Origin of the sequence: Streptomyces sp. NPDC020742 (assembly GCF_040641675.1) — a bacterium.
Classification (GTDB): Bacteria; Actinomycetota; Actinomycetes; order Streptomycetales; family Streptomycetaceae; genus Streptomyces.
Genome location: NZ_JBFAEA010000016.1, coordinates 104936 through 124407, shown reverse-complemented (window position 1 = coordinate 124407; position 19472 = coordinate 104936). Strand labels below are relative to the sequence as shown.

The following is a 19472-nucleotide window of genomic DNA, read 5'->3' as shown; positions in this document are numbered from 1 at the left end:
GGTCCTTTCGAGAATGATCGGCGCACTTTTCGGCGCGCTCGCCGGGAAGGCGATCGGCGGTTTTCGAGGGGAAGCGGCCGGGGCTCAGGTCGCCGACGGCTCGTGCACGGAATGCGCCGGGAGGCCGCCGAGCGCGGCTGCGCAGCCGGCGACGGTTCCGTTCTCCAGCACCGTGCGCACGGAGAACTCCACCTGCCATTCCTGACGTATGCGGGAGGCGATCCGGGTGGCCTTGATGGAGTTGCCGCCCAGGGCGAAGAAGTCCTCGTGCGCGCCGACCCCGTCCAGTCCGAGCGTCTGGGCCCACAGCTCGGCCATCCGGCTCTCCAGCGGGGTGAGCGGCGCCGCCCGTCCGTCGGCCGGCACGCTCCGTCCGGGCTCCGGCAGAGCCGCGTAGTCCAGCTTGCCGTTGGAGGTCAGCGGAAGGGAGTCCAGCGTGACGAAGGAGTTGGGCACCATGTAGTCCGGCAGCGTCGTGCGCAGGAAGAGGCGCCAGTCCTCTGCCGGGCGCTCGTCACCGGGCCGGAGCAACAGGTAGGCCACCAGCCTCTGGTCGGTGCCCTCTCCGCCGAGCCCGTCGCGCACCATGACCGCGGCGTCCTTCACGTTCGGGTGTTCGCGCAGGGCGCTCTCGATCTCGCCCGTCTCGATGCGCAGGCCCCGGATCTTGGCCTGCCCGTCCACCCTGCCGACGAAGTCGAGCCGGCCGTCCGGACGCCTGCGCAGCAGGTCGCCGCTCCGGTAGAGACGGGAGCCGGGGACGTCGGAGAAGGGATTCGCCGGAAAGCGCTCGGCGGTGAGCCGCGGCCGGTTCAGATAGCCACGGCCGACGCCGACACCACCGAGGTGGAGCTCACCCGCGACCCCGTCCGGGACCGGCTGCCCACTGCTGTCGAGCAGGTACAGCTGGATGCCCCGGATCGGCCGGCCGACCGACGGGGGACGCCCGTCCGCCGCGCACTCCTCGACGGTGGCCCAGATGCTCGTCTCCGTGTGTCCGTAGACGTTGAAGATCCGTCGGCCGGGGCACCAGCGATCGAGCAGTGTGGTGGACACCGATTCGCCTCCGAGCACGATGGTGCGCAGCCCCGGCAGCCGTGCGGGCGCCTCCAGCGGGAGGGCGGCGAGCGCGGAGGGGGCCATCACCAGGCCGGTGATGTTCTCGCGGGCCAGCAGGTCGACCAGCCCGGGGCCGGGGACGACCTCCTCCTGGGGAGCCAGGCACAGGACCGCGCCCGCGCCCAGTGCCAGGAAGACCTCGAAGACCGAGGCGTCGAAACTCGGGGACGCCCACTGCAGCACCCGGTCCTCGGGGCCGATGCCGAACGCGTCCTGCTGCGCGAGGCAGCTGTTCACCAGGCCGTCGTGGGTGATGAGCGCTCCCTTGGGACGCCCGGTGGACCCTGAGGTGTAGATGACGTACGCGAGGTCGTCCGGCCGGAGGCCGCTGGAGACGGGTTCGGTGCTGTGCCGGTCGAGCGTCTCCGTCTGTTCGTCCAGCAGGATGCTTGGGACGGCGAGTCGGGGCAGCTGCCGCTGTGCCGTGCTGCTCGTCAGCAGCAGGGACAGCTCGGCGTCCCGGCTCATGAAGTCGAGGCGGTCCTCGGGGTAGGCGGGGTCGAGCGGTACGAACGCACCACCCGCCTTGAGGACGCCCAGCATCGCGACCACGAGGTCGATCGAGCGGTCCAGGCAGAGCCCGACCCGCGACTCCGGACCGATGCCGTGGCCCGCCAGGAGATGCGCCAACTGGTTCGCCCGCACATCGAGTTGACGGTACGTCAGGGATGTGTCCCGGAAGGTCACCGCCGTCGCGTCCGGTGTGCGTTCCGCACGCTCCTCGAACAGCCGCTGGGCGCACAGGCCGGGTGACGCCAGCGCCTCGCCGGCGCTCGACGCGTCGATCATCCGCCGCTCATCGCGGGTCAGCAGGGGGATCCGGCCGGCCGGGAGCGTGAAGTCGGTGGCCACCGTTTCCAGGATCGTGGCGAAATGACCCAGCATGCGCTCGACGACGGCCGCCTCGAAGCGGTTCCTGTCGTAGCCGATGCGCAGGCTGATCTCCTCGTCGGGGATGACGAGAACGGCCAGCGGATAGTTGGTGTGGTAGCGGTATGCGCCACCTCGGACGTCGAGTTCGCCGGTACGGCGTCCCAGGTTGCCGATCCGCGGCACGTTGAGGATGGTCATGATGCTGTCGAACAGCGGCTCACCCGGTTCGGCGTCGCTCCACTGCTGCACATCCGCCAGGGGGCTGGACAGGTAGCCCCGCATCCTCGTCTGGGCGCCCTGGACCCGGGCGCACACCTCGGCGAACGGGCGGTGCGGGGCAGACCGCACCCGCAACGGCAGCGTGTTGATGAACAGTCCGAGGGCGTCCTCGATCCCGTCCAGCTCGGCCGGCCGGTGCGTCATGGTCATCCCGAACACGACGTCCTGCTGGTCGGTGTACCTGCTGAGCAGCAAGCCCCACGCGGTCTGCAACACCGTGCCGAGAGTGAGCCGGTGCTCACGGGCGAGCCGGCGCAGGGCCTCCCCGGTCTCCCGCGGGAGAACCAGCGACACCTCCGGGTTCTCCCGGCCGGTGTCCGAGCCGGTCCCCGCCCGTGCGTCGTCGCCCTCCGTGCCGGTCACGGCCAGCGGGGCCGGCCGGAAGCCCGCCAATTCGGTGCGCCAGAACTCCTCGGCCCGGCTCATGTCCTGGCGGCGTATCCACGCGACGTAGTCGTGGTACGGCCGCACCGGCCGGGAGGACAGCCGCCGACCCCGCACCAAGTCGTCATAGGTGGACAGCGCCTCCTCCAGCAGCATCAGGGCCGACCAGGCGTCGAGCAGGATGTGGTGGTAGCGGAAGACGAAGAGGTGCCGCTGCTCGGCGACGCGCAGGAGGTGCAGCCGGAACAGGGGCGGACGGTCCAGCTGGAAGCCCCGACGCCGGTCGGTGCGCAGGAAGTTCTCCAGTCGCTCCTGGACGGCGTCGTCAGAGCCGGTGTCCCGCCAGTCGTGCCGCTCGATGTGCGCGGTGCCGGAGGCGCGCACGACCTGCGCGGGCTCGTCGATCTCTTCCCAGTGGTAGGAGGACCGCAGGATGGTGTGCCGGTCGACGGCCCGCTGCCACGCCCGTTCCAGGGCATCGGCGTCCAGGTCGCCGTCGAGCGTCTGGATCACTTGGTCGACGTAGAAGGACGTCCCCGGATCGAGGATGGTGTGGTACAGGAGGCCCTGCTGCAGGGGGGAGAGGGGATGTACGCCCTCAATGCGGGTGGTCATCGGCTCCGCCTTTCCATGGTGCTGTCGTTGGCCGCATCGACGTGTCGTGCCGTGGTGTCGGGTGCCTCGGCCTCGGTGGACCCGATGCGGGACAGCAGCCGGTGCAGGTCGTCCTCGGCCAGGTGCGTGGGGAGAATGGCGGCGCCCTGCGGTGTGGGCGTCGCCGGCCCGCCGTCGTCCGGTGTCGGTACGGTCCGCACCGCCGCCGCCAGCTCCGCCACCGTCGGGTGGGTGAAGAGGTCCGCCTCGGTCAGCCGGATGCCCGCCTGCTTGGCCCTGCTGATGATCCGCAGGCTCGTGATGGAGTCGCCTCCCAGGTGGAAATAGTCGTCCTCGACACCGATGGGGTGGATGCCGAGCAGCGATTCCCAGATGGCCACGAGCCTGGCCTCGGTCTCGTTCCTCGGCGCGAGCGCGGGCCCGAGGGCGGCGGGGCGGTCGTAGACGGACTGCCCGGCCGGGGACGGGGCCTTCGCACGTGAATCTCCGCTCCGTCCCGTAGCGGCCGCTCGGGCACCGGCCGGCTCACCGGCGTAGACGTACGCGTGCGGGACGCCGGCCCGCAGCACGTCCTCCATCGCCCGCAGCGCGGGGCCCGGTTCCAGCATGCCGAAACCGCTCTCCCGCACCCGGCGTTCGGCGTGTGCGTCAAGGGTCGCGACCATTCCGTCGCCGCTCCACGGCCCCCATGCGACGCTGGTTCCGGGCAGCCCGAGGGACTGCCGGTGGTAGGCGAGGGCGTCGACGAAGGAGTTGCCGGCGGCGTAACCGCTCTGGCCGCGGGAGCCCATGAGGGCGGCTACGGAGGAGTACAGGACGAAGAAGTCCAGCTTCGCGTCCCGCGTCAGCAGGTGCAGGTTCCACGCACCACGCGTCTTGGGAGCCATCACCGAGCGCAGCCGCTGAGCGTTCTGCCGCGCGATGCTGCCGTCGTCCAGCACACCGGCCGCGTGGATCACTCCGCGCAGCGGTGGCATGGTGTCTGCCACCTCGGCCAGCACCCGCTGCACGGCCTCGAAGTCCGCGACATCGGCCTGGCGTACGGCGACCTGGACCCCGGCCCGCTCCCACCGGCCGATGGCGCGGCCGGCGGCCTCCGAGGGAGCCCGGCGCCCCATCAGCACGAGATGCCGGGCACCGCTGCGCACCAGCCAGTCGGCCGTGTGCACGCCGAGCGCGCCGAGCCCGCCGGTGACCAGATAGGTGCCCTCCGGCCGCACCAACTCCTCGGCCGCGGTGGGGCGTTCGGCGAGCGCCGTGCCCGTTGTCCCGGCGATCTGCCGCCGACCGCCGCGGAAGGCGATCCGGTCGGCGCCGTCGGCCGCGAGCGCCTCGGCGCAGAGCGCTTCGGCCTCGTCCTGCACCGCTGGCCCGTCCGGGTCGAGGTCGACGAGTACGCAGCGTACGTCCGGGTTCTCGGCGTTGGCGATGGCCGCCAGGCCCCACAGCGGGGCGTGCACGACCCGGACGGGGTGCGCGGACAGCGACTGCGTCCCGCGGGTCACCACCAGGACCCGTGCGGCACGCCCGGCACTGCCGAGCTCCTGCAGGACGGTCAGCAGGGCGGCGGAGGCCCTTCCCTGGGCCCCGTCGAGGGATTCCGCGGTCGGCTCGTCCGCGGGCTCGTCGAGGCCCGGGAGGAAGGCCACGTTCAACGGGCTGCCGCCGGCGGTCCGTTCCCGTAGCAGCGCCCTGAGGTCCGCGTCCTCACGGGCACCGGCCCCGACGACGGTGGCTTCGTGTCCGCTCGTCCGCAGCCGTGCGGCCAGCGCGGCGCCGACGCCGCGCCGGTCGGCCAGAACCAGCCAGGGTGCGTCCGGCGTGGTGCCGTCGGCGGGGACCGGCACGGTGTCCGTGGCCTGCCAGGAGGGCTGCCGGACGACGGCGGTGTCCCGGCGCAGCAGTGCGTCGGCCGGTACGCGGCGCAGCCAGAGACCGTCCATCTCCAGTACCACGGTGCCCTCTTCGTCGCACAGCAGCAGGTCCGCCACGACCGTCTCGCCGTCCGGGCTCTGGTCCGGGCGCTCCTGGACGTGGCACCACAGGGGCGCGGTGGGCGGCGCCGTGTGGAACCTCATGGCGTCCAGCCGGAGGGGAACCCGTACGCCGAGCTCCTCGTCCGGCCGGGTGGCCCAGACCAGGGCGACCACGGCCTGGACGCAGGAGTCGACCAGGCCGGGGGGCAGCAGGAAGCGGCCGTCCCGGTCGTCCTGCTCCGGCGGGAGCATCCGGATCAGGACCTCGCCGGGGTAGCGCGTGACCTCGCTGAGGTAACGGAAGCCGGGACCGAGGTCGGCGCCGTTCTCCCGCATCGCGGCGTAGAAATCGACCCCGTCGAGGCGCTCGCCCCGCCGCCCCAGCAACTCGCGGTGCGCGGACGTGCGGCCTGCCGTCCCCGGCGCCGGGGAGACGCGCAGCGTTCCCGTGGCATGGGTCGTCCAGGCCCGCTGGTCCGTCGTGCCCGCGGGGGCGCTGACCACCCGGAAGGCCCGGGAGTCCGCACCGTCGTTCTCCTCGATGAGCAGCTGTACGTCCCGTTCGGCGTCGTCCACGGTCAACGCCTGGGGGAAGGAGACCCCGTCCAGCAGTGCGCCGGAGCCCGCCCGGCCCTGCACGGCGGCGGAGAGCGTCATGGCCAGGTGGGACGCGGCGGGAACCACCACCGCGCCGAAGAGCACGTGATCGGCGAGGAAGGCCGGGGAACCGGCCGTGAACCGGGTCTGGAACACCGTGTCGCGCAGCGCCGGCGAGCTCAGCCGGGTGCCCGGGAAGACGGACGTGCCCGCCGGACGGGTGCCGCGAGTGGCCCGGGTGTCCCTCCAGTAACGCTTCCGCTCGAACGGGTAGCTGGGCAGCGGCACCCGGCTCCTGGTGAACCCGGCGTCCACGGCGTGCCAGTTGATGTCGGCGCCGGCCGCGTACAGGCTCCCCAGGGTCTGGAGGATCTGCTGCCAGTCGTCGGTGTGCCGGGACAGGGAGGGCAGCCAGAGCCGGTCCGCGCGGGGGTCCAGGCCCTGCTTGGCGACCAGGCGGGTCAGGACGGGGTCCGGACCGATCTCGATGGCCGCGTCGAACCGCCGCTCCAGCAGCGTCCGGACGGCGGGGAGGAAGCGGACCGCGTCGCGGGCGTTGCGGCTCCAGTACCCGCCGCGGGCCATTTCGTCGCCGTGGACCTGCTCACCGGTGACGGTGGAGATGACCGGAACGGCGCCCTTCCGGTGCGCCACGCCTTCCGCCACGGCGCCGAAGGGCTCCAGCATCGGGTCCATGAGCGCGGAGTGGAAGGCGTGCGAGGTGTTGAGCCGACGGGCTCCGACACCGTCCTTGCCCAGGGCATCGAGCAGCTCCGCCAAGGTGTCGGCGGGCCCCGACACCACGGTTTGCAGTGGGCCGTTCACCGCCGCGACGCTCAGCCCCGGGTAGGACTCGACCAGCGCCGACACGGTCGGCTCGTCGGCGGTGACGACGGCCATCGCGCCGTCGCCCGGCAGCTTCGCCATGAGCAGGCCGCGTTCGGCGACCAGCGTCAGTGCGTCCTCCCAGCGCAGGATGCCGGCGGCGCAGGCCGCCGCGAGCTCGCCGACGCTGTGGCCCAGGACGACGGACGGTGTGATGCCCCACGCCTTCCACAGGGACACCAGCGCATGGGCCACCGCGAAGAGGGCCGGCTGTGCGTACTCGGTGCGGTCGAGGAGCGACCGGTCGCCGTCCGGTGCGTGGAGGACCTCGGTCAGCGACCAGCCGTACCGGTCCCGCAGCAGCTCGGCGCAGGCGTCGATCGCCTGCCGGAACACCGGCTGGTTGGCGTACAGCCCGGCGCCCATGCCGACGTACTGCGACGCCTGCCCGGTGAAGAGGAACGCGGTACGGAAGTCGCGGCCGGGGGAGCGGGACGCGGTGGGTGCTCCCGGTGCGTCCCAGGAGGAGAGCTGCGCGGTCAGATCCGCGGTGTCCGACGCGACGAAGAAGGCACGGTGGGCGAAGTGGGCGCGCCCCGTGTTCGCCGAGTGGGCCACGTCCGCGCAGACCGCCTCCGGGTGCCCTTCGAGATGGCGCCGGTAGCGTTCGACCAGCTGCCGCAGGGCGGGCTCGGTCTTGGCCGACAGCGCGACGGGGTGAGGTGACCGCTCCTGAGGAGCGGCCGGCGGCGCGGAGACGACCGGCGCCTCCGCCACGATCACATGGGCGTTGGTGCCGCCGATCCCGAAGGAGCTGACGCCGGCCGCCCGGGGCCGGTCACCCCGCGGCCACGGCGTGGCCTCGGTGGGGACGTCGAGCAGGAGATCGTCCCAGGCGATCTGCGGATTGCGGTCCCGCAGGTGGAGATGGGCCGGGATCTCCTCGTGGCGCAGCGACAGCACCACCTTCATCAGCCCGGCGATGCCCGCCGCGGCCTCCAGGTGGCCGAGGTTCGTCTTCACCGTGCCCATCAGAAGCGGACGGTCGGGGGTCCGTCCCCGCTGGTAGACGGCGCCGAGCGCGTTCGCCTCGATGGGATCGCCGATCGGTGTGCCGGTGCCGTGGGTCTCGACGTAGTCGACGTCGGCCGGCTCCAACCGCCCGGCCTTCAGGGCGCTGTTGATCAGGTCCTGCTGGGCGCTGCCGTTGGGAACCGTCAGCCCGCTGCCACGTCCCCCGTGGTTGACGGCGGAGCCCCGGAGCACCGCGAGCACCGTGTCACCGGCGGCCCTGGCATCGGAGAGCCGCTTGAGGACGACGATCCCAGCACCCTCGCCGCGCGAGTAGCCGTCGGCCGAGGCGTCGAAGGCGCGGCTGCGCCCCTCCGGTGACAGCACGCCGGCCTGGGAGAGGTAGACCGACATGTCCGGGGCGACCATGAGGTGGACGCCCCCGGCGAGCGCGAGATCGCATTCCCCCGAGCGCAGGCTCTGCATCGCCAGATGGACCGTCACCAAGGACGAGGAGCATCCGGTGTCGACGGCGAGCGACGGTCCACGCACGCCCAGCAGGTACGACAGGCGCCCGGCGGCCGCGCAGAAGAGGTTTCCGGTCCCCATGTGCCCGTCGATCCGTGACAGGTCGGCGGTCTGCAGGAGCTTGTAGTCATCGATCCCGATGCCGACGAACACGCCCGTCTGTGTGCCCTGCAGCGCCGTGGGCGCCTGACCCATGTGTTCGAGGGCTTCCCAGGCGACCTCCAGCAGCAGCCGGTGCTGGGGGTCGAGCGTCTCCGCCTCCCGAGGGGGAATGCCGAAGAACTCGGCGTCGAAGGTGTCGATGCTGTCGAGGAAACCGCCGCGCTTGGACCGTACGGTGCCCGGCCGGGCCGCCTCGGGGTCGTGCAGCTGCTCGGCGTCCCACCGGCCGGCGGGCACGGTGGAGGTCGCGTCCGTCCGGGACGTGAGCAGGTTCCAGAAGGTCTCGGGATCGCTTGCCCCACCGGGGAAGCGGCAGCCCATGCCCACTACGGCGATCGGTTCGGGAGCCGGGGTGGCGGGGCGTTGCTGCTGCCGCAACCGCTCTTCCAGCAGGGCCCGTTGAGATGCGGGAAGTGCCGCGATCCGGTCGGCGATGCTACTCATGCGTCTGGCCCCCTTCGGGCGCGTTCTCGGTGGTGAGCTGGTTCAAGTACCGGGCCGCCTCGTCGGCGGTGAGCCGTTCCACCTCGGCCATCAGCTCCTCGACGCCGTCCTCGACGCCGTCCTCGTCGGGCTGTGCTGCGTCGCCGGGGGCGAGCGCCAGCGCGTCGAGCAGGTGGGCGGCGAGCGAGGCGCAGGTCGGGTGGTCGAAGGGCAGCGTCCCGGGCAGGGTCAGCCGGTCGCCCAGCTCCTCCCGCAGACGCGTGACCAGCTTCAGCTTCATGAGCGAGTCCATGCCGAGCTGGAAGAAGCCGGTGTTGGGGTCCACGGCGTGGTCCGCGGCGAAGCCCGCGATGTCGGCCACCATGGCCGCCAGGTGCGCGACCAGGTGCTCCGTCCGGTCCCCGGCATCGAGCGCGGCCAGCCGGTCGGGCAAGGACGACGCGGTGTCCTCGTCGGGCCCGGCGTCCTGCGCCCCCGCGGCCGCGGTGTGGACCAGAGCGAGCAGGTCGCGGTTGGCCGTCGGGTGCAGCCAGTCGTGGTAGACGCCCCAGTCGACCGAGAACACACCTAGCTGGGGCGCGGGCCGCTCCAGCACCCGGTCGAGCAGGTGGGCGCCCTCGTCACGGCGGATGGTCCGGGCTCCGCGTTCGCTCCAGCGGTACCGTGCGGCGGCCGCCGAGTCGGTCATGCCGACGCCTTCCCACGGTCCCCAGTTGACGCTCGTCGCGGGGAGCCCCAGCGCGCTGCGGTGGTGGGCCAGGCTGTCCAGGGCGGCGTTCGCCGCCGCGTAGTTGGACTGTCCCGGGGATCCGAGGACGGCGACGAACGAGGAGAACAGCACGAAGAGGTCGAGTGGCAGGTCCCGGGTGCAGCGGTCCAGGTGGTGCGCGCCGGTCACCTTGGGAGCCAGGACGGCCCGGTAACGGTCCCAGTCCTGCTGGAGCAGCGTTCCGTCGTCGAGCACGCCGGCGGCGTGGAAGACACCGCGCAGCGGGGGCCGTTGCCGCCCGAACTCGGCGATCACGCGCTCGACGTCCTCGGCCCGGGTGACGTCGGCCTGCACTACGTCCACGGTGGCACCGAGGGAGGTCAGCTCGGCGAGGGTGGCGGCGGCGTCCGCGTCCGGCGCGCGGCGGCCCAGCAGCACCAGGTGCCGGGCCCCCTCCGCGACCAGCCACCGGGCGACCACAAGACCCAGTCCCCCGAGCCCGCCGGTGATCAGATAGCCGCCGTCCGGGCGGATCGCGGTCCGCTGCGCGGGCCGGGACTCCTCCGGGGCGGGTGCCACTCGTGCCACCCGGCGGCTGCCGTCGCGGAACGCCACCTGGTCCTCACCGTCACCGGCGAGGAGCTCCTGCACCAACGCGTCGGCCCCTGCTGCCGAGCCGGCCTGTACGGGGTCGAGGTCCACCAGACCGCCCCACACCTCGGGGTGCTCCAGCGCCACGACCCGGCCGAAGCCCCACAGTGCGCCGTGGGCCACGTCCGCCTCGGCGGGCCGCTCGCCCACGGGGTGCGCGCCCGAGGTGACCAGCCACAGCTTCGGTGCGGACCGTCCCTGCCAGGCAGCCAGCGCCTGGACGGTGGCCAGGGCCGGACGGAGGCCGCGTGCCACGGCTTCCTCCGGGCCCGCCGCCGGATCCCGGTCGGCGAGCAGCAGCACCCCGCGGCACGGAGCGGCCGATTCCGCAGCGGCCCGCCGCAGCGCCGTCGCCAGCTCCTCGGGCTCCGAAACGGTCCGGACCAGCACACACTCCTGCCCGGCCGAGCGAAGGGCCCGCGACACGGAACCGGCGAGCGGCCCCTCCGGGGAGTCGGCCAGCACGATCCAGCTGCCGGGACCGGCGGACTTCGCCGAGCCCCCGAGCGGCTTCGCGCGCCAGACGACGTGGTGCAGCCACTCGTGCGGGGTCCCGGTGCCGGGCGGCGCGAGCCGCTGGAGGAGCTTGGGCAGCAGGCCGAGTTCCTGGTCCGTCAGGTCGCCCCGGCGGGCGATCTCGTCGGTGACCCGGGACACGTCGCCGCGCGCCAGCAGTTCCAGCAGACTTCCGGTGGCGGCGTCCCGTCGGGTCAGTGGCGCGGGCGTGAGCCAGTGCCGTTCCCGCTGCCACGGATAGTCCGGGGTGGTCACCAGTCGGCCGGGGCGGGAACGCACCGCCTTCCAGTCGACGTCATGTCCGTGGGCCCAGAGGGTGCCGGCCGCCTCACGAACGGCCTGCTGTTCACCGGTTTCCCGGCGCATGGTGGGAACGACGAGGCCCTCGTGGCCGGCCTGCTCCAGGCACTGGGACGCCGGCGCCACGAGGACGGGGTGCGGCCCGAGCTCCACGAACGACCGGTGGCCTTCGGCGGCGAGCGCCTCGACGGCCGCGGAGAACCGCACGGGCTCGGCGATCGTCCGGACCCAGTAGGCGGCGTCGAAGTGCGTCCCCGGGCGGAAATCCGCGTCGATGGTGGAGAACACCGGGATGTCGCCCGCCGTTGGCCGGACGTCCGCCAACAGGCGGCCCAGCTCCTCCTGGTACACGCGCATCTGGGGGCTGTGCGAGGGGTAACCGACGCGGAGCATCCGCCGGAAGACGGCGGGGTCGAGGTCGTCGAGCAGCTCCTGCAGGGCGTGCGTCTCGCCGCTCAGCAGCGTGGTACGGGGGCCGTTGACGGCGGCGATGGACACCTCGCCCGCCCGGCCGGCCAGCAGGCCCGCGATGTCCCGTTCCCCCAGGCCCACCGCGGCCATCCGGCCCCTGCCGGTGGCTTGCTGCAGTATGCGGCCCCGGTGGAGCGCGACGAGGAGCGCGTCCTCGAACGTGAGGGCCCCGGCGCAGTAGGCGGCCGCGATCTCGCCGGCGCTGTGTCCGATGACCGCGGGGGGCGTGATGCCCCAGGACCGCAGCAGTGCGGCCAGTCCGGCCTGGAGCGCGAACAGGGCGGGCTGAGTGATCTCCGTCTCGTCGATCCGGGACGAGCCCTCGGGCTCCTGGAGCTCGGCGATCAGTGACCAGCCGGCCTTCTCGGCCAGCCACCGGTCGCACCGCTTGAGGACGTCACGGAACACCGGCTCGTGGGCGAACAGCTCCCAGCCCATACGGGCGGCGTGCCCGCCCTGGCCCGAGAAGAGGAACACCGGCCCGGTCGTCCCGCGCAGGGCGCTGCCGGCCACCAGGCCGTCCGCCGAGCCGTCAGCGGCGAACTTCCGCAACTGCGCGACGAGTTGCTCGGACGAAGTGAACGATGCCACCGCACGGTGTTCATGGTGGTCGCGCCGGAGTGCCGCGGTGTCGCACAGGTCGTCGAGGTCGATGTGCGCCGGCCCGGCGAGGCGGGTCTCCGTCTCGCGGGCCAGCTGACGCAGCGCCGGGAGGGAGTGGGCGCTCAGTGGGAGGGCGCGGACCCGCCGGTCCTCCGCCACGGGGACGGCGAGCCGGTCGGCCGCCGCGGGGAGCTCGACGAGACGCAGGTCCGCCGGGTGGACGGGGCGCCAGTTGATGTCGCGGCCGGCGGTGTACAGCGCGCCGAGCGTGCTCAGCAGGACCTCGCGGGGATCCCGTCCGCGCAGCTGTGAGGCCAGGGACCGGGCCGGCGCACCGCGATCCTCGATGATGGCCTCCACCGAGCCGGTGAGCACGGCGTGCGGGCTGACTTCGAGGAAGTGGTCGTACCCCGCATCGAGCAGCCGCTCGACCGCCGGGGCGAACAGCACCGGTTGCCGCAGGTTGCGGACCCAGTAGGAGGCGTCGAGCGCGCTCCCGTCGACGAAGTCCGCCGTCACCGAGGACATCACAGGAACCGCGGCTCGTGACGCCTGCACATCGGACAGCGCTTCGCGCAGTTCGGGCAGGAGCGGGTCGCACTGTCCGCTGTGCGAGGCGACCCCCATGTTCACGCGCCGGCACCGGACACCGCGCTCGCTCAGCTCCGCCAGGCACGCGTCGAGCGCGCTGGCGTCTCCGGAAAGGACGGAGTTCCGGGTGCTGTTGGCGCCGGCGGCGTAGAGGCCGGGGCGGTCGGCGAGCAGACCGTCCACTTCGGCGAAGGGGAGGTCCACCACCGCCACGGCGCCCATGCCTTCGATCCGGCTCATGAGCCGGCTGCGCTCGCAGACGACCCGTACCGCGTCCTCCAGGCCAAGGGCGCCCGCCACGTGGGCCGCGGCCACCTCGCCCAGGCTGTGCCCCACCACGGCGTCCGGCCGTACGCCCCACGAGTCCCACAGCGCGGCAAGGGCGACCTGGACGGCGAACACGGCCGGCTGCATCACCGTCGTCCCGTCCAGCCGGGACTCGCCGTCAGCGCGGCGCAGTTCCTCGACGACGGAGATCCCGGTGTGGGCGTGTATCAGACGGTCGCACTCCAGCAGTGCCTCGCGGAAGACGGGCTCGGTGTGCAGCAGGTCCCGTCCCATGCCGCACCACTGCGAGCCCTGACCGGAGAACACGAAGGCGAGCCGAGGCGGCTTCCCGACCGCGGAGCCGGCGCCACCGGAGGCGATGTGGGCCAGTGCGTCCCGCAGTTCGTCCCTGGTGCGGACGGTCGCCGCGGCACGGTACGGGTGGGAGCTCAGGCGCAGGGCGGCGGTCCCGCACCAGTCCGCGACGGAGTCCGACGGAGCCTTCGCCACCGCGTCGCGCATCGCGCCCGCGGCCTCCCGCAGTTCTTCGGGCGTCGCGGCGGACAGCGGCAGGATCTGTGCGCTGCCGGTGGGCGGCCCCTCCACGATCACATGGCAGTTGGTGCCGCCGAACCCGAAGGAGCTGATCCCCGCCAGGAGCCTGGCGTCGCCGGCCGGCCAGTCAGTGAGAGCGGTCGGCACGGCCAGCCGCAACGCGTCGAAGGCGATATCGGGGTTCGGCCGGTCGTGGTGGAGGGTCGGCGGGACGGCGCGGTGGCGCATCGACAGCGCCACCTTGATCAGTCCGGCGATTCCGGCCGCCGCTTCGAGATGACCGATGTTGGTCTTCACCGATCCGACCAGCAGCGGCGCCCCGGCGGGCCGGCCCGCGCCCAGCACCTTGCCGAGCGCGTGTGCCTCGATCGGGTCGCCCAGCCGCGTTCCGGTCCCGTGCGCCTCCACGTAGTGGATGTCGTGAGCGTCGACGCCGGCCCGTGCGCAGGCCGCGCGGAGCATGGCCTCCTGCGCCGACGGGCTGGGCGCGGTGAGGCCATTGCTGGCACCGTCGTTGTTGACCGCGCTGCCACGGATCAGACAGTGGATCCGGTCCCCGTCGGCCAGTGCCGCGGAGAGCGGCTTCAGCACCACGATGCCGCCGCCCTCGCCCCGTACGTATCCGTCGGCGGAGGCGTCGAACGCCGCAGACCGGCCGTGCGGACTCATCGCCCCGAGCTTCGACATCGCCGCGCTGCTCTCCGGCGCGAGCACCAGGTTCACACCACCGGCGAGTGCCAGGGTGCTCTCACCGGAACGCAGGCTCTGGCAGGCCAGGTGCACAGCGACGAGGGAGGACGAACAGGCGGTGTTGACACCGATGCTGGGCCCCTGGAGGCCCAGGGTGTACGACACCCGGGCCGGCACGATGCTCGGCTCCTGGCCGGTGGCCGTGTGCTGCTGGATCTCCTCCAGATCGCGCCCGGCGAGACGTGCGTAATCGCTCCACAAGGTCCCCAGGAACACACCCGTGCTGCCGGCCCGTAGTGACGCGGGCGGGATGCCGGCGTCCTGGAGGGAACTCCAGGCGAGTTCGAGGGCGATCCGCTGCTGGGGGTCCATCTGGGCGGCTTCGCGCGGAGAGATACCGAAGAACTGCGGATCAAACGCGTCCACATCGGACAGGAAGCCGCCACGGCGGGTGCTCATCTTCCCCGGCATGGAGGGGTCCGGGTCGTACAGCGCTTCGGAGTCCCAGCGCTCCGCCGGAACGTCGGTCACTGCGTCGATCCCCGACCGCAGCAGCTCCCAGTACGCCTCCGCATTCAACGCGCCCGGGAACCGGCATGCGAGCCCCACCACGGCGATGGGCTCGTCGGAAGGTACCGCGCTGCTCTGAGCGGGCGTTCCCGCTGCCGTTCCCCCCGTCGTGTGCGCAGCCGTTCCCGCTGGACGCGCCGATGCGTCCTGCTCGCCGGCGAGAGCCTCAGCGAGGCTGGAGACGGTCGGGAAGTGCCAGGCGACAGTGGGCGAGAGCGGCTTCCCCAGCCGTACCGACAGCTGCGCGGTCAGGGCGGTCATACCGGCGGAATCGATGCCCAGATCCCGGAACTGAGTGGCCGTATCGACCTCATCGACCGCCACCCCCAGCTCTTCTCCGATTTTTTGCCGCAGCCAGCCCGCGATATCACCGGCGGTCTTCATTCCGCATCCCCAATTTCATGAAGTGAGACAGCAGCTCTCGATGAATGCGACCCGAGAGGAACCGGTCGCTCTATCCCAAAGAACCCGAATTACGGGCACGTAAGACCCGAACCGGAAAAAGATCACCTGCACGCCGGCGTAGGCATTGAGGCCGCCAGCGAAGATCAACTAATTTCTAGCCTGCGGAGTGGAATTTAGTCAACCGCCGCTGGATGAAAATCCATGCGATCGACCTGATGTGTCTACCTGGAATTCCGGGCAGGCAAAAGCGAATGAATCCCGCGCACCGCCGCAACGAAAAGTATGGACCGATCGCCGGCGTCCTGGGCCATGGATGGTGAAGCCTCTTGCGCACCACATCGCGCCGCGCCGCATTGCGCTGTGCGCGTCGGACTGCACGGCAGGGCGAGGCGACAACGATGACTGGCAACGATGAAGGGGTGGCCATGATGGAGGGGCGCCGGGCAACCAAGGTCTATAGACGCTGACTTGCCGCTCTACGGCACGTTCGGCCGCGAGCGTACGCGCGAGTGCGAGCGCGGGCAGCCGTCAGCCTCGGCGCTCACGCCATTAATCGGGGGGTGGCGTAGCCCCTCGGGGCGGGCCGAGTACCGCAAGGTCTTCCGTGAAACCGCGCCTCGACCGTTCCGCTATCACACCGACGGCGTTCATTCCCGTATCCCCCGTTCATGACGACGGAGAGAATCCATCGCCGATTGCGACCGCAGATGAACCCGGTCGCCCTATCTCAAAGCATCCGCATTACGGGCACGATGAATCGAACCATTAATGCCGATGATGGATCAGTTCATGTTGTCGCAGCCTCGGAGACTACGGCAACGAAGATCATCTTATTTCTAACCGAGGAGCGAGAGGCAGTCAACCCTGACCGGGTCAAAACTCCGATACGCCCTTCGGTCACGCTTCGGGCGGCTATCCGGCACAGGTAATCGCGGTGAACTCCGCCCACGACGAATGCCGCGTACTACGCACGCCCCGATGCAGGACGAGTCCGACACGGGTCGACTCCGTGGGGAGGGCGAGTCCGACGCACGGCGAGTACGGTGCGGGACCGCCCTCGACGCCGCCAGCCATGGCGCCGCACACGCGGGCAGCCACGGATCCCTCGCCCCGCAGTCCTCACGAGTCGTCAGCCGGCTTCCCTCCCGAGGCCGGACCCAGCCGAGGGAGGAAGCGGTCCCCATCGAGAGAGCGCAACGCCTTCTCCATGGTCCGCACGTGAATCTCCTTCTCCTGCCGCTCGAACATCAAGGACAGGGCGTCCCGCAGGGCCCGCGTCTCGGTCACCAGCGCCTGCGCAGCCCTGAGGGCCGTGTAAGTCCCCGTTGTCTGCGTGGGGTTGACGCCGCTCAACCGTTTCAGAACAGCCAGATAGGCATCAACGACCTGGCTCTCGGCTTCAGTGAGAGCGGGAACCTTGGGACCCTCGGGGAACATCACGGACGCAACCGCCTGCCTGCACTCGTCTTCTGACCATGCCGCCGCGCCAGCCCTCCGGCGCCGGGTGCCGCCGACGCCGGAGGGCTGGCTGATTAACCAGGGGGAGACTCAGCTCATTTGGATGTTGCGTGGCACAACGACCTGGTCCACGATCCCGTACTCAAGGGCTTGTTCAGCCGTGAGGATCTTGTCGCGCTCGATGTCCGCACGAATCTTCTCGATCGGCGTGCTGGAGTGCTTGGCGAACATTTCCTCCATCTGCGCCCGCATGCGCAGGATTTCATTCGCCTGGATCTCAAGATCGGACACCTGACCGCGGCCGGTCTCGGTGTACGGCTGATGGATCAACACGCGAGCGTTCGGCAGCGCCATCCGCTTTCCGGGGGCTCCCGCCGCCAGCAGAACGGCCGCAGCCGAGGCCGCCTGCCCAAGACAGACGGTCTGGATGTCGGGCTTGATGTACTGCATGGTGTCGTAAATCGCCGTCAGTGCGGTGAACGAGCCGCCGGGGCTGTTGATGTAGAGGGAGATGTCCCGGTCCGGGTCCATCGACTCCAGACACACCAACTGCGCCATGATGTCGTTGGCCGAAGCGTCATCGATCTGCACACCCAGGAAGATGATGCGCTCTTCGAAGAGCTTGGCGTACGGGTCGTACTCGCGGACCCCCTGCGAGGTGCGCTCCACAAAACGCGGAACCACATAGCGCGCCTCAGCCCCGGGCAGCCGCGCATAAGAGTCTGCGAAATTCCTCGAGTTCACAATACCGTCCTGTTGGTGAGAAGGGCTTATCTGGAAGTCAAGAAGGAGAAAGGGCACATCGGGACGAGCGCTTCCGGCGTAGCTCCCGAATCAGCGGCCGGTTGACGGGCCGGAGCTCGTGCCTAAGGGCCGTCAGGGGAGACCCCAGCGTGCGGTGCCTCGTCGGGTACCGGGCGTACCCCGCGGGGGCTTGGCTCGCCGTCCCACGTGTCCATGGCCCGCTCGATGATGCGCGCGATGTCCCCCAGCCTGCTGTCGTCCATCATCGTGTAGTGCGTACCTCCGGCCCAGGCTACGGACACCGGGCGACCGACCGCCTCGGACCACCCGAGGCATTCCGTCGCCGCATTCCAGCCGGTCTCGTCACGCGCCCGGATCACCAGCAGCGGCGCTGCACACGGACTGGCCCGCCAGCCTTCGTCGTATATCCCCTGGTGCCAGCTGTAGATGTCCCAGAAGGGGCGCAGATCCTGGCCCGTCAGCCCCGGCGTGTCACTCGCCACGGCGATCAGGGCCGCCGCGTGGTCAAGGAGCCCGTCGACCGTCGGAGCGTGCGCCCGGGACATGTCGACCCCGAAGAGTCCGCCGACCTCCGTGGCGAGATCGGTCGTTCGCGATCCCAGGACCTCGTGCGTCGCGCTGTCCAGGAGGATCACGCCCGCCGGCCTGATCCCCCTCTCCTCGGCGAGACGCGCCATCTCCACCGCGACCGGCCCGCTGAAGGACCATCCGACGAAGACCGGCGTGGAACGGGAGTCTGCGCTCAGGAACTCCGTCAGGTAGGCCTCCGCGATGCCTTCGATGGACCGGGGGCGTTCAGGGTCGATGCCCGGCGCGTGGAACGCATAGACGGAGCAGTCCGACGTCAGGTGCGGCAGCAGTGCGCGGAACGATGCGGCCGACCCGCTCGCGGGATGGATGAAGACCACAGCGCGCCGCCCACCAGACGCCTTCAAGCAGACCAGGCTACCGCCCACTTCACAAGCTCCTTGTCGATCACGTACCCAGCAGGCCGACGGGGAGCATGACGTGCCTGTGCTTCCCCCCAGCGCGCGCGTTCAACATCAACTGTACAGGACGTACAGAATCTAAGATGACCGCATGGCTTATGAGATTCCGGTGACGCAGGCCCGGGCCGAACTCGCAGAACTGATCAACCGTGTTGTCTACGGCGGGGAGCGAGTGGTCGTGACCCGCCACGGCAAGCCGCTCGTCGCCCTGGTGTCGGCCGCGGAGCTGGAACAGCTGGACTCCGTGGCACAAGAAGCGTCGGAACGCGTCATCGGCACGGTGTCCTTCGTGTCCGAGGTGCCGCCCTCCAGCAGCGACCAGAGCCAGTTCGGCCTCATCGCCAGGTACGACAGCCCCTACGGGCCCTAGGGCGGTTCTTTCGGATCTTCGTGGGCTCGCGAAGATCCAAAAGAAACGCCCTAAGGGCGCATGGCCGCAAGGCCCAGCCGGGGCAAGCCGCTTGGAGCTCGCGGGGCGGGCGTTGCCGGTGGCGTCTCGCGCGGTGGGGGCTGTGTCAGAGCGCGCAATGCGGCGCGAGAGCGCGCCATACGGCGAAGCCCCGTCGGGAAGCATCCCGACGGGGCCTGTGCGCGGAGCGGGCTACCACGGAGAGGGCCGTGCGTTGCGGGCGTACGGGCCCCGTATGCCCGGCCTGTACTCGAGGGAGCTCGTAGCGCCCTCCCCAGGTGTGCGGGCGTGTCAGCCGGGGGCGTCCGAGGTCAGCGGTCCTCGCAGGCGAGTGTCAGGCACAGCATCAGCACCGCGTAGGGGGCGCCGTCGCTCTGCGCGGTGGGCGTCTCCCCGGAGTCCGCGACGAAGCGCCACTGCGACGGCTGGGCGTGCTGGGTCTCCCCCTTCTTCTCCACCTCGACGTGGAGTGTGCGGGCCTGCGGATCGTTCGTCTCGACGAGCACTTCGTCGCTGTCGACCGAGAAGTGGTCGTGTAACAGGACCAGACCGAACCGGTCCAGGTTGCCGTGCTTCTCCAGCACGGCCTTGATGTCCCTGGCGAACTCCGCGTCCTGCGGACCGAGCGGTTCTGCGTCTTCGAAGCGAGGAAGGCTGTGCGATGCGCGGCTGGTCTGCGTAGGCATGAGCATCTCCCTTCGACCGCGCTC

At 71.1% G+C, this 19472-nt stretch carries 8 protein-coding genes; 1 reads left to right on the top strand and 7 read right to left on the bottom strand.

Going from position 1 to position 19472, the window contains the following annotated elements; all coding sequences use genetic code 11:
* Positions 1-84: 84 nt before the first annotated feature.
* The 6 genes from AB0G84_RS25065 to AB0G84_RS25040 all read right to left on the bottom strand — a co-directional run bounded on the left by AB0G84_RS25065 (position 85) and on the right by AB0G84_RS25040 (position 18320).
* Positions 85-3270: an amino acid adenylation domain-containing protein gene (locus AB0G84_RS25065; RefSeq protein WP_361324857.1), complete on the bottom strand. Its 3186-nt coding sequence runs from the start codon at positions 3268-3270 to the stop codon at positions 85-87.
* Positions 3267-8813: an SDR family NAD(P)-dependent oxidoreductase gene (locus tag AB0G84_RS25060; RefSeq protein ID WP_361324855.1), complete on the bottom strand. Its 5547-nt coding sequence runs from the start codon at positions 8811-8813 to the stop codon at positions 3267-3269. The genes AB0G84_RS25065 and AB0G84_RS25060 overlap by 4 nt, the downstream gene beginning before the upstream one ends.
* Positions 8806-15120, bottom strand: coding sequence for an SDR family NAD(P)-dependent oxidoreductase (locus AB0G84_RS25055; protein WP_361324852.1), 6315 nt, complete (start codon positions 15118-15120; stop codon positions 8806-8808). The genes AB0G84_RS25060 and AB0G84_RS25055 overlap by 8 nt, the downstream gene beginning before the upstream one ends.
* A 1140-nt stretch (positions 15121-16260) precedes the next feature.
* Entirely contained in the window at positions 16261-16578 is a 318-nt protein-coding gene (locus AB0G84_RS25050; protein WP_361325022.1) for a hypothetical protein, read from the bottom strand.
* Positions 16579-16689: 111 nt separating this feature from the next.
* Positions 16690-17343, bottom strand: coding sequence for an ATP-dependent Clp protease proteolytic subunit (locus AB0G84_RS25045; protein ID WP_361324850.1), 654 nt, complete (start codon positions 17341-17343; stop codon positions 16690-16692).
* Between the two features lie 122 nt (positions 17344-17465).
* Positions 17466-18320, bottom strand: coding sequence for a thioesterase domain-containing protein (locus AB0G84_RS25040; protein WP_361324848.1), 855 nt, complete (start codon positions 18318-18320; stop codon positions 17466-17468).
* 124 nt (positions 18321-18444) lie between these two features.
* Between AB0G84_RS25040 and AB0G84_RS25035 the strand changes: the two genes are divergently transcribed.
* Positions 18445-18723 carry a type II toxin-antitoxin system Phd/YefM family antitoxin gene (locus tag AB0G84_RS25035; RefSeq protein ID WP_361324845.1) on the top strand — a complete coding sequence of 93 codons (279 nt, stop codon included), beginning with the start codon at positions 18445-18447 and terminating at the stop codon, positions 18721-18723.
* A gap of 350 nt (positions 18724-19073) precedes the next feature.
* Here AB0G84_RS25035 and AB0G84_RS25030 read toward each other — a convergent pair whose 3' ends face one another.
* A complete protein-coding gene (locus tag AB0G84_RS25030; protein ID WP_361324842.1) occupies positions 19074-19448 on the bottom strand; it encodes a hypothetical protein in 375 nt (124 codons plus the stop codon).
* Positions 19449-19472: the final 24 nt, after the last annotated feature.